This is a genomic window from Shewanella sp. JNE2, from assembly GCF_023159115.1.
In the GTDB taxonomy this organism is placed as follows: Bacteria; Pseudomonadota; Gammaproteobacteria; order Enterobacterales; family Shewanellaceae; genus Shewanella; species Shewanella putrefaciens.
This window is the reverse complement of the sequence record NZ_CP096169.1, coordinates 3,714,648-3,729,012: the sequence shown is the minus strand read 5'-3', so window position 1 is coordinate 3,729,012 and position 14,365 is coordinate 3,714,648. Positions and strand designations below refer to the sequence as shown.

Annotated in this window: 11 protein-coding genes and 1 pseudogene; 8 read left to right on the top strand and 4 right to left on the bottom strand. The window is 45.6% G+C overall.

What is annotated here, in order from left to right:
• Window position 1: 1 nt before the first annotated feature.
• Window positions 2-412 carry a GFA family protein gene (locus MZ182_RS16665; RefSeq protein WP_011788202.1) on the top strand — a complete coding sequence of 137 codons (411 nt, stop codon included), beginning with the start codon at window positions 2-4 and terminating at the stop codon, window positions 410-412.
• A gap of 37 nt (window positions 413-449) precedes the next feature.
• Here MZ182_RS16665 and MZ182_RS16660 read toward each other — a convergent pair whose 3' ends face one another.
• On the bottom strand, window positions 450-911 hold the full coding sequence (locus MZ182_RS16660; protein WP_014611257.1) for a DUF2390 domain-containing protein: 462 nt from the start codon (window positions 909-911) through the stop codon (window positions 450-452).
• Window positions 912-955: 44 nt separating this feature from the next.
• Entirely contained in the window at window positions 956-2,866 is a 1,911-nt protein-coding gene (locus tag MZ182_RS16655; protein WP_248069123.1) for an ABC transporter ATP-binding protein, read from the bottom strand.
• Window positions 2,867-3,119: 253 nt separating this feature from the next.
• On the opposite strand from MZ182_RS16655, the gene MZ182_RS16650 reads away from it, so the two are divergent.
• From MZ182_RS16650 to MZ182_RS16640, 3 genes and pseudogenes are all read left to right on the top strand, one after another.
• Complete coding sequence (locus tag MZ182_RS16650) at window positions 3,120-3,323, top strand: YheV family putative zinc ribbon protein (RefSeq protein WP_248069126.1); 204 nt, start codon at window positions 3,120-3,122, stop codon at window positions 3,321-3,323.
• Between the two features lie 514 nt (window positions 3,324-3,837).
• On the top strand, window positions 3,838-4,299 hold the full coding sequence (locus MZ182_RS16645) for an SMI1/KNR4 family protein (RefSeq protein WP_011788206.1): 462 nt from the start codon (window positions 3,838-3,840) through the stop codon (window positions 4,297-4,299).
• Between the two features lie 112 nt (window positions 4,300-4,411).
• A pseudogene (locus MZ182_RS16640) lies at window positions 4,412-5,419 on the top strand (transposase).
• 188 nt (window positions 5,420-5,607) lie between these two features.
• On the opposite strand, the gene MZ182_RS16635 reads toward MZ182_RS16640, so the two are convergent.
• Window positions 5,608-6,366, bottom strand: a complete 759-nt coding sequence (locus tag MZ182_RS16635) for an IS5-like element ISSod6 family transposase (RefSeq protein WP_248069129.1) — start codon at window positions 6,364-6,366, stop codon at window positions 5,608-5,610.
• 294 nt (window positions 6,367-6,660) lie between these two features.
• Between MZ182_RS16635 and MZ182_RS16630 the strand changes: the two genes are divergently transcribed.
• From MZ182_RS16630 to MZ182_RS16615, 4 genes are all read left to right on the top strand, one after another.
• The gene (locus tag MZ182_RS16630) at window positions 6,661-7,170 is read left to right on the top strand and encodes a hypothetical protein (protein WP_248069132.1); all 510 of its coding nucleotides are present in this window, start codon (window positions 6,661-6,663) and stop codon (window positions 7,168-7,170) included.
• A 704-nt stretch (window positions 7,171-7,874) separates the two neighbouring features.
• Entirely contained in the window at window positions 7,875-8,762 is an 888-nt protein-coding gene (locus MZ182_RS16625) for a pirin family protein (RefSeq protein ID WP_248069135.1), read from the top strand.
• A 338-nt stretch (window positions 8,763-9,100) separates the two neighbouring features.
• Window positions 9,101-10,477 carry an ATP-dependent RNA helicase DbpA gene (gene dbpA / locus MZ182_RS16620; protein WP_248069185.1) on the top strand — a complete coding sequence of 459 codons (1,377 nt, stop codon included), beginning with the start codon at window positions 9,101-9,103 and terminating at the stop codon, window positions 10,475-10,477.
• 277 nt (window positions 10,478-10,754) lie between these two features.
• A complete protein-coding gene (locus MZ182_RS16615; RefSeq protein ID WP_011788212.1) occupies window positions 10,755-12,323 on the top strand; it encodes a methyl-accepting chemotaxis protein in 1,569 nt (522 codons plus the stop codon).
• A gap of 102 nt (window positions 12,324-12,425) precedes the next feature.
• On the opposite strand, the gene MZ182_RS16610 is transcribed toward MZ182_RS16615, so the two are convergent.
• Entirely contained in the window at window positions 12,426-14,045 is a 1,620-nt protein-coding gene (locus MZ182_RS16610; protein ID WP_248069138.1) for a DEAD/DEAH box helicase, read from the bottom strand.
• Window positions 14,046-14,365 lie beyond the last annotated feature (320 nt).

Here is a 14,365-nt window from a genome sequence, read left to right as displayed (position 1 = left end):
TATGACTGAAGAATTCCTTTTAGAAGGTGGTTGCCTGTGTGGGGCGATTCGTTATCGGCTCGATGGTGAACCCTTTGATGCGGATTATTGCCACTGCCGTATGTGTCAAAAGAGTACGGGGTCAGTGTTTGGCGCTTGGATGGATTTTAAGTTTGCTCAAGTCACTTGGCTTAATGGTGTGGTGACTGAATTTGCATCATCTGAGTTTGTTAGGCGCGGTTTTTGTAAGGAGTGTGGTTGCTCGCTGACCTATCGGCATACCCAATACCCTGATTATGTCACCTTAACAATAGCGAGCTTAGATGATCCTAATCGCATCAGGCCACATTACCATATTTATACTGAGAGTCAGGTCAGTTGGTTGACTATTGAGGATAACTGTAAAAGGTATCCCCAAGGTCGAAGCGCCTAAGCTCTGTGAGGTAATGGCTTTATCTAGGCGTATAAATTTAAGGTGTGAGTAGCGCTAACTGTTTTACATCGGCTTCGCCTAACCCGAATAAACTTAGGTAGCTCACTAGGTTAGTCTTTAATCCTAGTGGATTAAGCCTTCTCAGAGCACAAGTGATGGTGCGCTGTGCCTTACGCTCCATCATCAATTCAACATCAAGCATTTGCTGATATTCATCTTTATTCAGACTTGCTTTGGCAAGGCGACGTAAACGGCGATAGGGAGAAAGAAACTTCTCATCCCATTCCTTTACGGCGGCAGTCAATGTTTGCCATTGCTCAGTGCTATATTGCCTTGGCCCTGTAACATCAAGCGTGAGATCTAAATATTGCGCCAGTAGCAGCAGGTTAACATTCACTTGGCAGCTATCCTGCAATTCGAGGCACAGTGCTTTATTGTGCCCATAACTCATATCACACCAATCCCAAATTTGGCCGTCTAGTCTGGATGGATTTTGCATACATTGTCCTTGTATATTGGGGGTGGTGATCATGTTTGTAGTCCCTACTGGCTTATCACTTCGAGTTCCATTGCATCAATTTCTTCTTGCAGTTCTAGCCATTGCATTTCACTGTCTTCTAAGGTTTGCGTCAAGCTCGTTCGCTCCGTTAATACTGCGGTTAGCTTGGCTTTGTTATCTTGGTCATATAATTCGCTATCGGCCAGTAAATGTTCTAGCTCGGCTAGGCGTTCGCTCAGCTTTTGTTGATCGGTTTCTAACTTAGTCTGCTTACGCTTGAGCGGCGATACCTTTTGGCGGATCTCGGCCTCAAGGCGTTTTTGTATCTTCTTATCAGCCGCTGGTTTGGTGTCGTCGCTATTGCTCGTTTGATTGGTACTGGCTTTCGCCGCATCGAGCAACCATTGATGGTAATCGTCTAGGTCACCGTCGAAGGCGCGCACTTCACCTTGATCGACCAGATAATAATCGCTACAGGTTAACCGCAGTAAATGCCTATCATGGGATACGATAACCATTGCGCCTTCAAAGGTTTGCAATGCCATTGTCAGGGCGTGGCGCATCTCTAAGTCTAAATGGTTGGTGGGTTCATCGAGCAGCAATAGGTTAGGGCGTTGCCAAACTAATAGCGCCAACACCAAACGGGCTTTCTCGCCGCCAGAAAAGGGGCGTACAGGTGAAAGCGCCATATCGCCGTTAAAGCCAAAACCGCCTAAGAAGTTGCGTAATTCTTGCTCTCTGGCATTGGGCGCCAGACGCATTAAATGCTGCATTGGCGTATCATCGAGGCGCAAAAATTCGATTTGATGTTGGGCAAAGTAGCCAATATTGACGCCGGGATTAGGTTCATACAAACCTGTCATTGGCGATAATTGACCCGATAACAGCTTGATTAATGTCGATTTACCCGCGCCGTTACGGCCGAGTAAACCAATGCGTGCACCCGGTACTAAGTTTAAATGCACCTTGCTAAGGATTGGCTTATCGCCATAGCCTATTGCGACTTGCTCCATCTTAATCAGCGGATTGGGTAGGGCTTCCGGAGCACGAAACTCCATATAAAAGGGGCTATCGGCTTGAGACGGCAACAACTCAGTCATGCGCTCTAGTGCCTTTAAGCGGCTCTGCGCTTGTTTGGCTTTACTTGCCTTGTAACGGAAACGGTCAACGAAGGACTGCATGTGCGCACGTTCTTTTTGTTGGCGTTCGAAGGCGACCTGTTGTTGCGACATACGTTCGGCACGAATGCGCTCAAAGGCACTGTAATTGCCCTTGTAGAAATTGAGTTTTTGATTTTCAACGTGGACGATTTCATCAACGATTTCATCGATAAAGTCCCTATCATGGCTGATTAAAATCAGCGTACCTTGATAGGACTTAATCCAACCTTCGAGCCAGTACATAGTATCTAAGTCTAAGTGGTTGGTCGGTTCGTCGAGGAGCAATAAGTCAGAGCGGCACAGTAGCGCTTGGGCTAAGTTGAGGCGCATACGCCAACCGCCCGAAAAGCTTTTCACCGGATTGCTTTGCTCGGCTTCACTAAAGCCCAAACCCGCTAACAATGAGCCTGCACGCGAATGAATCGCATAACCGCCGATAGCGTCGATTTTGCCGTGTAAGAGTGCGATGGCATTGCCGTCGTTATCTTCTTGAGCCTTGTGTAATAGGGCTTCTAATTGACGATATTCGCTGTCGCCATCGATCACATATTCCAGTGCCGAGACGTCGAGCGCAGGAGTTTCTTGGGCCACAGTGGCAATTTGCCAGCCAGAAGGCAGACTAAATTCACCTTTATCTAGGCTTAAGTGACCTAAAATTAATGCGAGCAGTGAGGATTTGCCTGTGCCGTTAGCACCGACTAAACCGACCTTATGGCCGGGATAAATCGTGAGAGAGGTCTCATCTAGCAGGGTTTTGCTGCCACGGATTAATTGCGCTTGGTTGATGCTGATCATTAACTACAACTTGGTTAGAACGTAAATTCGTCAGGGCACAGATAATAGCGTACAACCCAGTTTCAAACCACAGCCTGACCCGATAACTCGGACAATTATTCGACTTTTCAGGATGATCTTTAGCGAATTGCATCACATCGACCTAAGGCCTCATACTTTCAGGTAACACTGGCATTCAATCATCAGTGTGGCAAAATAGCGCCAATTTCTTCGGCCGAGTCCCTTGGCCCTGCTATCTGGTCCTTTATCTATTATGACAAACACTAAAATCAAAAAGCGTTTCGTAGCCGGTGCTAAGTGCCCCAAATGCAGCGCCAAAGACAGCATTTTACTCTACAAGGAAAACGGCATCGAAACCGTTGAATGTACTGAGTGTGATTACCGTGAACAGCAAGCCGATGAAAAGGTGACAGAAAAAGCCACCGGTGCTGTGATCGGCGTGTTTAAACCGGATTAGGTTTCGCTAGGCAGTCCAGAAAATTAGATTCGTAAAAGATTCTCCGATGTGCAGTGTCGATTTGCAATATTACTCTGGTGGCACGCCGCCTATTGTTTTTAAAATAAGCTTCCCTGAGGGCTCAACGGTGGCATTCATGCCACCGACGGTCACTTCCGTAATAATGCAAATCCTAACTAACCCTCTCGCTGCCCGTTCTGCTAAAAAGCTATTTGCCTCAACGGCTTAAAGATTAGCCCTTTGTTGTCTGATAACTTGAGATACAAAAAGTAATAGATACTAAAAAGTAAGACCTGACCATGAGGGATTACAAACATCGTTACAGTGAATCAGACTTGCCTCCTCAGGTTCACACATAGAATCCTGCCATTTTGCACGTTTTTTCGAATGGTGCATTTGATAGAAAAATGATAAGTTCTTTTCATACAGATAGTTAACTGTGCGCGTTTCACTGGTCTAATGAGGTTAACGCGCAGCGCATAAATACGAAGACGTTAAGCGAAAAGGAAGAATCGTGAAAATCTCTGAATTACAAAAAGAACGAGGCATAGAATTGCCAAGCGATTATCTTGAGTTTGTCGCAGGTATCGACGCTGGCGAAGATTACTGCTTTAACGAATTCCCAGATGAGTACCCAGATTTCGAGGGAAGGTGCTGGGCGTTTTTTGACGAAGAGTTACTTTGTGAAAACATTGAAATGTCAGGAGTAGGCAACGCTCCAGCACATCGACAATTGGAACTATATTTAAAATGCTACCAAGAGTTCTCGAACAGTGAGTTTGTTCATTCATCAGAGGGTAAGCTCCCTATAAACAGAGTAGCCAATGGGTTTGTTGTTGCAGAAGAAAACGGTGATCTATTGTACTTAGACCCAGAAGACAACTTCTCAGTATGGATATTCCATCATGATGGTAGTGATGTTAAAAAGGTATCAAATTCAATGAGCGAGTGGTTGGCTCGTACCACCACCGCTTAACAAGTCGGCCAAAATAGCTCGGCCAAAACGGCCAAAATGGACACCCAGCCTTAATGGCGCTTCAATAAACCTCCGACTATGCTTTGGTTAAGCATTAAACAAGGAGGTTTGTATGCCGCGCCCTCGCAGAACTCAGATAAGTCTTGAAGACACACCTTATTATCATTGCTGTAGCCGCGTTGTTCGGCGTGCCTTTTGTGTGGCGATGATGCCTATTCTGGAAAAAATTATGACCATCTCCGCGCTTGGGTAGAATCGTTACTGTTTGAACTCGAAGCGGTTTTTGCTATTGATGTGGCCGCCTTTGCACTCTTGTAAATGAACGGGAGGGTCGAATCATCTCCATGTGGTGCTGCGGGTCGATATCGACAGCGCGAATCGTTGGACTGACCACGAAGTACTTGAGCAGTGGCATAAGCAGTTTAAAGGCGATGAATTAACGCAAAAATTCGCTAAAGGTGAGTTGGTTGAGGCCATGAGGTCAACAGGTTAAGGCATGCAATTGCCATTTATCGCAGTCGATTATGTGATATCAGTTGGTTTATGCGCTGCCTCAACGAACCCATCGCAAGACAAACGAATCAAGAAGATAACTGTACAGGTCGTTTCTGGGAAGGGCGATTTACCTATTTCTTTTATAGAGAATCAAGCTCTACTCGATGAAGCCGCAATGTTAACCTGCATGGCCTACGTTGATTTGAATCCCATTAGAGCCCAACTGGCTGATACACCAGAACAATCCGACCATACCAGTATTCAACTGCGTATTCGGGCCGCATTGAAAGGTGAGCAGCCTAAAAATCTACTGCCTTTTATCGTTAATGAGCGCGACAACCAGCCCAATGGCATTGCGTTTTTATTATCGGACTACCTTGAATTGGTCGATGATACAGGCCGAATTATTCGAAGCGACAAACGTGGGGCAATCAGTGAGAATAGTGCTAAGTTACTGGCAAGATTAAATATCTCACATGACAATTGGCTCAAGCTCACTACTGAGTTTGGCAAGCTATTTCGCGGTCCGGTGGGTACGCTGCAAGAACTCACTGATTACTGCGAACATCTAGAAAAGCGACGACGGCACTTTGCCGCAAGCTGTCAGCACTTTCACAGCAACTAACTGTAATCCTGCTTAACCAAACCCATCACTACCCATTTGTTTTATTGGGTGGATTAGCATGTCTTAAATACACCATTTTTAATGAGTTAGCTCATTTTCATGCCTTAGCTTTAGCTCTTCAACTTTTGATGACTCTCATTTACTCCATTTTAGTTAGGGTCTGTTGATCTTTGCTGTGCAAATGTTGCTCAGCAATACATCGGCAGCCACATTAACATAAACGCCAGTGACACCATACTGGCGTAATTTCTTGCTAGCTTGTCATACCTTGTTGATATTGCTCGATAGTGTTTAATTCTTCCAAAAGCATTCTCCACTAAATGTCGATACCGATATAAGCACCAATCGACTCTTTCTTGAGGTGTATTCTTATAGCGGCGCCTCGGAATAACAGATTTCCCGCCTTTATTTGCGATAAGTTCACGAAAAGCATCGCTGTCATAACCTTTATCTGCAATGACGGTATCAACCTGCTTCAGGTGCTCAATTAAGCTGGGGGCGTGTGTAATATCGTGTTTTTGGCCTTCTGATAATTCGAAATAAATCGGTAATCCTCCGCTGTCGACGGCTAAGTGAATTTTGGTTGAATTACCGCCTCGACTTTTACCAATACTCTCATTACTTAGCGTCGATGCACCTGCACTGTGCTGGTGAGCCCGCACTATCGAGCCATCAATAAAGACCCATTCTATATCAGCAAGGTTGGCTAAGGCCTTGAATAAATGTGCTAGAACGCCTTTTTTAGACCATAAATGAAACCGTCTAAAGACCGTGCTCCAATGACCGAACTCTTTAGGTAAATCTCGCCAAGGGATACCTGTTCTAAGGCGGTAAAGAATACCTTCGAATGTCTGTCTATGTTCAGGTTTGTCATAAACACGGCCTGTGCTTTTCATTAAATGAAATAGCTTTTCCCAGCGTGCATCGGTTAGCATAAGTCTTGGCATGGCTTGAGGTTATGGTTACTTTTGGCGAAGCAAATTATAACGTCTTGCCATGCTGTCTAAAAATCACTCTCGAAAGATCAACAGCCCCTAGTACAAGTTGTAGACAAACCGAAAGTGCATTATGTTGTTGATCTAAAATGGATGGCCAGATTTTTAGATTTTTTAGATTTTTTAGATTTTTTAGATGGTCAGATTTTTTACCTCTGACAATTCATTCAAGCAGACGCCGCTTCGCGTCGCGGCTTAATTCTGTCGTTGTGTGCTTAACGTTGTGTGCTTAAAGGAGTTTTATTGGTGAAATGGAGTAAGTTGAAATCGCTGGTAGAAGACAAGTTTTCTCAATCCCTTAGTGGGAGAGTTGCTATTTTCAGCACAAGATATGGTAATTGTACTTGTGGTCACGCTTGGCTGACACTTGATAAGGAAGTTATCGCTAATTTCTGTACAAGAGCATTCTGGAATCGCGCTGCTGGCGATTACCATTTTAAGGATGGACGGTGGGTTACAGACTCACCAGGTCCTGAGCATATATCTGCACACCAGAAAAAGTTTTACGGCGAAATGGAGTACGGTGAACTATCAAGGCAAGATGTTTATGAGGCTTGCTGGAGTTTCGTGCACGATCTTACCATTGATGAGTCTATATCTTCTGAAGATCCTTTAATTCAGTCACTTGCTATGCTTGATAAACGCTTGGGGAAACGCAGATTAAAATCTATAGATCAAGCTAAGTTGCACTCTTTAGCAAAAAAGCTACTAACTGTGCGTCTAGAATCCGAAGGTGTTCGAGTGGTAAGCACATAACAACCACTCTTGCTCGAACAAACATGCAGGCTTCCTTCACTTTGCTATTATTTTAGTGTGCTCCCATTTGGGGTGTTAACCCATAGAAATTTTTATCCGAAATTTATGTGTTAGAGCTTAGAACCTAGCTCACTTTTGTCCAAAAACAAGTCGCATATCTACTTTAAAACAAACAGGCTACACCGATGTTAAACAGGTGATCCATGGTGATTGGCGAGACGACCGTCCGCCCCATGGACGGGGCGGTCGAGCATCCACGGATGGACTCGCTGCGTGTCGGTGAGCGAATGCCATGGCTCATCATAAGCCAGCACTTAAAGAATTAAATGACCAAGTTTGATCCTCAGCAGTGCTATCCAGAAATTCTTAAAGTACTTCTGTCCAAAAGTGTGTTACGTATGTCTTTTAAATCTATAGGTTACGCTAATGCCAAAAAGGTGAGTCATGGTGATTAGCGAGACGACCGTCCGCCCCAAGAACGGACTGTCTGTGAGTCGACGAGCAAATGCCATGGCAAACCTGTGTGAGTGGATATCAACTGCCTACCCTTCTATTTTTTCGAATGTTTAGGCCGTGATTTCGCGTTATTCTTTTGTAAACTTCCTTGTTATTCTGTCTCCATCAGCAAAGCGTTTGCGTCTTGTGTTAGCTGTATGATCTTGGCATTTCACGTATCGCTTTGCTCAACCGATAGGAGAGCAGCAATGAAAGTATTAAGTCAGTTTTCCGCCAAAGCCGCGATGGATGGCGATGGGGTCAATATTCGCCGTGTCGCCGATTTTGTGACGACTAAATTTGATCCTTTCTTGATGATCGACGAAATAAAATCCGATGATGAACAAGACTTTATCGGTGGCTTCCCCGCACATCCCCATCGCGGGATGGAGACCTTCACTTATATTCGTAAAGGCGGTTTTGAGCATCGCGATCAAATGGGTAATGTGAAGGCGATTCGTGCCGGCGATGTGCAGTGGATGAGCACCGGGTTCGGAGTAGTACACTCTGAAATGCCGCTGGCCGATGCGGTTGATGGTCTGCATGGGTTTCAAATTTGGGTCAACATGCCCGCCAAAGACAAGTTGCGCCCAGCGACGTATCAAGACACTGCGGGTAGCGCGAGTGTTGAAGCGACCAATGATACTGGCGCAACCTTGAAAGCCTTAGCGGGTGACTGGGGCTTTAAAGATCAACCGATTATTAGTGCGGCTATTCAAGGATTAGCGGGTGAGGCTGCCATTGCTGATTTAAGTCTAGCGCCAAACGCTGAGGCCACGCTTGATTTGTCTCAACACGAGTTTGTCGCCTTGTACCTTTACCAAGGTGGCTTATATAAAAGCGATTCGAGTAAGGGTGAGGATTCACACTGGTCATCTGCTTCAAATCAACATCATCAGGGCGAGTTTTTAGTGCTCGATAGCCAAAGTGTGCTTAAGCTTAAAGCCAATGAGCGCGGGGCTGGGATGTTACTGTTTGCGGGTAAACCTATCCGTGAAAAAATCGTCCAGATGGGTCCCTTTGTGATGAACACCCAAGCGGAAATTCAGCAGGCGATCCGCGATTATCAAGAAGGGCGTTTCGGCCAGATCGCGTAATTTGTTAAATCTGCCGTGCTGAGCTAATTCTAAATCCAAGCCTAAATTTAAGTTTAAGCCCTGTATTCCTACAGGGCTTTTTGTTGCTGTTCACGCAAGCTATGTCTATTGCTTAAGGACTTGAGGCAAAAGCCGCGCTTTGTTGCTACAATAGCCGTGCTTTTGGGTTGAGCGAGCCTAGCGCTTAAATCTAAACTCAAGCTAGCCTAAAACTAACCTGAATCTTGATAGACCAGTTTAATCGATAAGTAACGCAATTTCAGTAACCTAGTAGCCGCTTCGTTACCCACCACAGGATATTCACCTTGAGCAACTCTGATACTAAGCCTAATCCATCAATGGCTTTTTCGACTCTTAAGCTAAAACCCGAACTGCTTGAGAACCTTTCTTCTATGGGCTACAACGAGATGACGCCAATTCAGGCGCAAAGTTTGCCACCCATTTTAGCGGGGCAGGATGTGATAGGTCAGGGTAAAACTGGCTCGGGTAAAACGGCCGCCTTCGGCTTAGGATTACTGAACAAGTTAGACGTTAAACGCTTTCGCATTCAAACCTTAGTGTTATGTCCAACCCGCGAGTTGGCCGACCAAGTGGCGCAGGAAATCCGCACCCTTGCCCGTGGTATTCATAACGTTAAAGTACTGACACTTTGCGGCGGTGTGCCTATGGGGCCACAGGTTGGCTCGCTGGAACACGGTGCACACATTATCGTGGGAACGCCGGGTCGTATTGTCGATCACTTAGATCGCAATCGCTTAGATTTAAGCAATCTCAACATGTTAGTGCTCGATGAAGCTGATCGCATGTTAGAAATGGGTTTCCAACCCGCCCTCGATGCGATTATCGAACAAGCCCCGCGTGAGCGTCAGACGCTGCTATTCAGCGCGACGTTCCCTGAGCAAATTCAATCGATTGCTAAGCAAATCATGTATGACCCAAGCATGGTTAAAGTCGAAGGTCATCACGACAGCTTGAGCATAGCCCAACATTTCTATCATTTAGATGATGACAAGGCGCGCATGCAAGCGCTGCAATTATTGTTGTTAGAACATAAGCCTGAAAGCGCGGTGGTGTTTTGTAACACGAAACGCGAAACCCAAAAAGTGGCCGATGAGCTTGAAGGTTTAGGCTTTAGCGTATTGGCTTTGCACGGTGATTTAGAGCAACGAGACAGGGACGAAACCCTGCTGCAATTTGCTAATAAGAGTGCCTGTGTATTAGTGGCGACCGACGTTGCCGCCCGTGGTTTAGATATCGATGCGCTGGATGCCGTGTTTAACTATCATGTCGCCTATGACACCGAAGTGCACATTCACCGTATCGGTCGTACTGGCCGTGCGGGCAGTAAAGGCGCCGCTTATACCTTCTACAATGACCAAGACGGTTATAAGATTGCCTTGTTAGAAGAATATTTAGAGCGCGAAATCACCAGCGAATCACTACCATCTGAAAGTCTGCTCGGTAGCACGCCTGCAGCGCCAACCATGATCACTCTGCAGATCGATGGCGGTAAGAAGGAAAAACTGCGTCCAGGGGATATCTTAGGCGCACTGACGGGCGAAAACGGTATCGAAGGCTCACAGGTGGGTAAAATCCAAGTGACCGATTACCGCGCCTATGTGGCCGTTAATCGTAAGGTTGCCAAGAAAGCACTGAACAAACTGACTGGCGGGCGCATTAAAGGTAAATCTTACCGCGCTTGGCCAATGAAGTAAGCTTGGTTTTGCTGTGAGGTTTTGTTAATCCGCTATTGTTGATTAATCACTAAATGAAATTGAGCTTTGGGGCTCAATTTCATTTTTTATATCAAGTTGCACCTTCAGATATTCGCTATTCTCAGTTTGCACATCTATTTGGCTTTTTTTTCTAAATTAATCTTTTATGTCCTACCAAAGCCTGATTTAGCTGCTAAATTTTTATCAGTCATTCCAATCTTAAACAAAATTTAGTTGATGTAGTCCCTGTTGTGGTTCACTAAGGAGAGTGTCACAAATGCGTAAAAATTTGCCCATTACAGGAAATGAAAGAACATTTCCGAAGGAACAGCAGCTTATTTCATCTACTGATATTAAGGGCACTATCTTGCATTGTAATGATGCATTTATCTCCATTAGTGGTTTTAGCCGTGAAGAGTTAGTTGGCAAACCCCATAACATAGTTCGACATCCTGATATGCCTGAAGCGGCATTTAAGACGATGTGGAGCTATTTACAGCAGGGCAAACCTTGGATGGGGCTTGTAAAAAACCGCTGTAAGAATGGGGATTATTATTGGGTTAATGCCTATGTGACTCCAGTGACGGAACATGGACGTGTAGTGGGGTATGAATCGGTTCGCTCAGTCCCAAGTCGAGAGCAGGTAGCCCATGCAGAGCGTTTATACACGGCAATCAATGCAGGAAAAAATCCTCAAAGCAGTCTTTCAACCCTGATGGCTAATCTTCGTTGGGTAAGCCTACCTGCGATCGCTATGATTATTTCATTACTGTTATGGTGGCGATTAGGCCCAACAGAAGCGTCTATTGCTTTTCTTATCACAGCGTTACTTAGCTATGGTTTGGGAGTATATCGTTTAAACAGCACACTTACTCACCTTGTGGAATTACTGCCAACCCCTTTTACCGACCCACTTGCAGTTGCTTCCTATGCAAAACATCGTGGAATATTGGGGCAGTTGGAGGTTGCGGTATTAGCGGAATCAGCCCATTTAAATACTGTGTTAACTCGGATCGAAGATGCCTCGACTAAAGTGGCCTCACAATCGGATCAAGTGATGCATTTATCTGTAGAATCAACGGACTGTATCCGTAAGCAGCAAGTGCAAACAGAACAAGTTGCGACCGCCATGAATCAGATGACGACAACGATTGCTGAAATATCGTCACATGTGCAGGATACCGCAACCAAAGCCAGCGATGTTGATGCGTTAGCCTGTTCTGGTTCTGCGGTGGCAGGACAAACACGTAGTGCAATGCAGCAGCTACAAAAAACCGTCAATGATATTAGCCAGTCGGTGGCGGATCTTGCCGATCAGACAGATAAAATTGTGGGCGCGGCACAATTAATTGAACAGATCGCCGAACAAACCAACTTACTTGCCCTTAATGCTGCAATTGAGGCTGCAAGAGCCGGTGATCAAGGCCGAGGCTTTGCTGTGGTCGCCGATGAAGTGAGGCTGCTCGCGTCGCGAACTACCGCATCAACTAAAGAAATTTACGATATTATTCAACTGCTTTCGACCAAAGCTAAAGCCTCAGTATTGATTGCTCAAAATGGATGTAAAGATACTGAACAGGGGGTTGCTCAAGTCGGATTAGCTGAAAAGGCATTAGAAGGCATTAGTGTTGCAGTGACGAGTATCGCCACTATGGCGGTGCAAATGGCTGCTGCGGTGGAAGAACAAGCCCATGTTGCTGAAGATATTAATCAACAAATTGTGATTATTTCTGAGCTTGCCAGTACTTCATTAGAGCAAGGCACAGAGGTCAGTGAAAGTGGCAAAAATCTACAAATGACATCAGAACAATTGCACGAGCTGGTAGAGCGCTTCCGTAAGGTATGACATAAATAAGCAAGGATTGTAAAAATGCAAACGCCCAAATTTATGTGGATTTGGGCGTTTGATTGAGCTTGATACTAAGTCGTTTTTCTTGTTAAAGACGGACTAATCTTGGGTGTTTCTTGGACGACTTGCACCGTTATTGGGGCGACGGGTGTTTTTCTTTGGACCATTGGCGTAAGGATTGTCACTTGATGGACTACGATTTTCGCCAGAGCCTGAACGGCCTTCACTTGGGCGATTGGTGCCAGTGCTATTCGCACGACCGTCGTTTGAACGTGGTGTACGAGGTTTAGCATCGCCGCGAGGAGCGCTACTGACTTCACCGCTGTGTCTGGGATTCTTGTCGTTTGGCTTGTGACCACGAGCGACATCACCGCTGCGTTGACCATCTTTATGCTCGTTACTTTTGGGCGATGGTGTATGTTGTTGGCGCTGCGCACCTTCTTTTTTGTCCTCAGCTTTATAGCCATCACGTCCTGAACCCGCTCTCGGAGCTGCCTGACCTGCACTTCGGTGATTGCGACGACTTGGAATGGTTTTTACTGTGTTATTTTTACTGCTCGAATTTAAGCGTGACTCTGGCAGTGGATGTACTGGATTAAAGCCTTCAACGACCTCACGGTCGAGGATACGGTTGATAAGGCGTTCAATATCATTAAGTAATTTGATTTCTTCACTGCTGACCAATGATACCGCTTGGCCCGAAGCGCCCGCACGACCAGTGCGACCAATACGATGGACATAATCTTCAGGCACGTTGGGTAAGTCGAAGTTAACGACCTGTGGCAGCTGGTCAATATCTAAGCCGCGGGCCGCAATATCGGTTGCGACTAATACACGCACTTGACCATTTTTAAAATCGGCCAAAGCTTTAGTACGTGCAGTTTGACTTTTATTACCGTGAATTGCCGCAGCTTTAATACCTGCTTCTTCCAGATTTTTAGCTAAACGGTTGGCACCGTGTTTAGTGCGTGAAAACACTAATACCTGTTGCCAGTCGTGTTGCTTAATAAGTTGGGTGAGTAGTGCCGACTTTTGGCCTTTATCAACAGGGCAAACCCACTGTTTGACTGTGGTCGCTGCAGCATTGCGCGGTGTCACCGAAATTTCGACTGGATTGTTCACTAAGCCTTTGGCTAACTCGCGAATTTCATCGGAGAAGGTGGCTGAGAACATCAGGTTTTGGCGTTGCTTAGGTAATATGGCGAGAATTTTTCGGATATCTCGGATAAAGCCCATATCGAGCATGCGATCGGCTTCATCTAATACGAGTATTTCAAGTTGATTAAATTTCACCGCTTTTTGATTGTACAGATCCATTAATCGACCGGGTGTCGCGACTAATACATCGACACCGTGGCGTAATTTTGCGATTTGCGGATTGATCGGGACGCCACCAAAGACGACCGCAGAGCGTAAGGGTAAGTATTTGCCGTAGGTTTCGACACTTTCAGCAACTTGTGCCGCAAGTTCACGTGTGGGTGTTAATACTAAGGTGCGAACTTGTCCCGCTTGGGCTTTTTGACCTTTACTGAGTAACTCTAACAAAGGAAGGGTGAAGCCTGCTGTTTTACCTGTTCCAGTTTGGGCTGCCGCCATCACATCTTGGCCTTGGAGCACAGCGGGAATAGCTTGCGCTTGGATTGGCGAAGGTGTGTCGTAACCTTGTTCGGCGACGGCTTTAAGTATCGGGGCCGATAAGCCCAGGGAGGTAAAACTCATAGATAGGTCTCTTGTGGCAACACTTTGCTGCATTTGTGGTCAATGGCCAGGGTTCGCTGGCGGGCGTGCAGCTTACAGGATCAGGCCCTTAAGTGCCATCGAATAAAGCCAAGTCCCCCTGTAATATGGCTTAGATATATAAAAGATAGCTGTTAAAGCGTGTGGTCACTTGCCACGCTTTATTCCCATTTATTGATATTTAGCGAATTTATACCAGTTAGGGTGTTGTTCAGTATTTAGTGAAAGATCACGCTTATGTTAATTTGATTGCTTTTAAGTGGTTTGTCTTGGAGTAGAATTAACAAATGCTCACAATAGGT

Coding starts and splice junctions, on each gene's coding strand:
- MZ182_RS16665 (WP_011788202.1), top strand. CDS start 2: ATGACTGAAGAATTCCTTTTAGAAGGTGGTTGCCTGTGTGGGGCGATT.
- MZ182_RS16660 (WP_014611257.1), bottom strand. CDS start 911: ATGCAAAATCCATCCAGACTAGACGGCCAAATTTGGGATTGGTGTGAT.
- MZ182_RS16655 (WP_248069123.1), bottom strand. CDS start 2,866: ATGATCAGCATCAACCAAGCGCAATTAATCCGTGGCAGCAAAACCCTG.
- MZ182_RS16650 (WP_248069126.1), top strand. CDS start 3,120: ATGACAAACACTAAAATCAAAAAGCGTTTCGTAGCCGGTGCTAAGTGC.
- MZ182_RS16635 (WP_248069129.1), bottom strand. CDS start 6,366: ATGCCAAGACTTATGCTAACCGATGCACGCTGGGAAAAGCTATTTCAT.
- MZ182_RS16625 (WP_248069135.1), top strand. CDS start 7,875: ATGAAAGTATTAAGTCAGTTTTCCGCCAAAGCCGCGATGGATGGCGAT.
- dbpA (WP_248069185.1), top strand. CDS start 9,101: ATGGCTTTTTCGACTCTTAAGCTAAAACCCGAACTGCTTGAGAACCTT.
- MZ182_RS16615 (WP_011788212.1), top strand. CDS start 10,755: ATGCGTAAAAATTTGCCCATTACAGGAAATGAAAGAACATTTCCGAAG.
- MZ182_RS16610 (WP_248069138.1), bottom strand. CDS start 14,045: ATGAGTTTTACCTCCCTGGGCTTATCGGCCCCGATACTTAAAGCCGTC.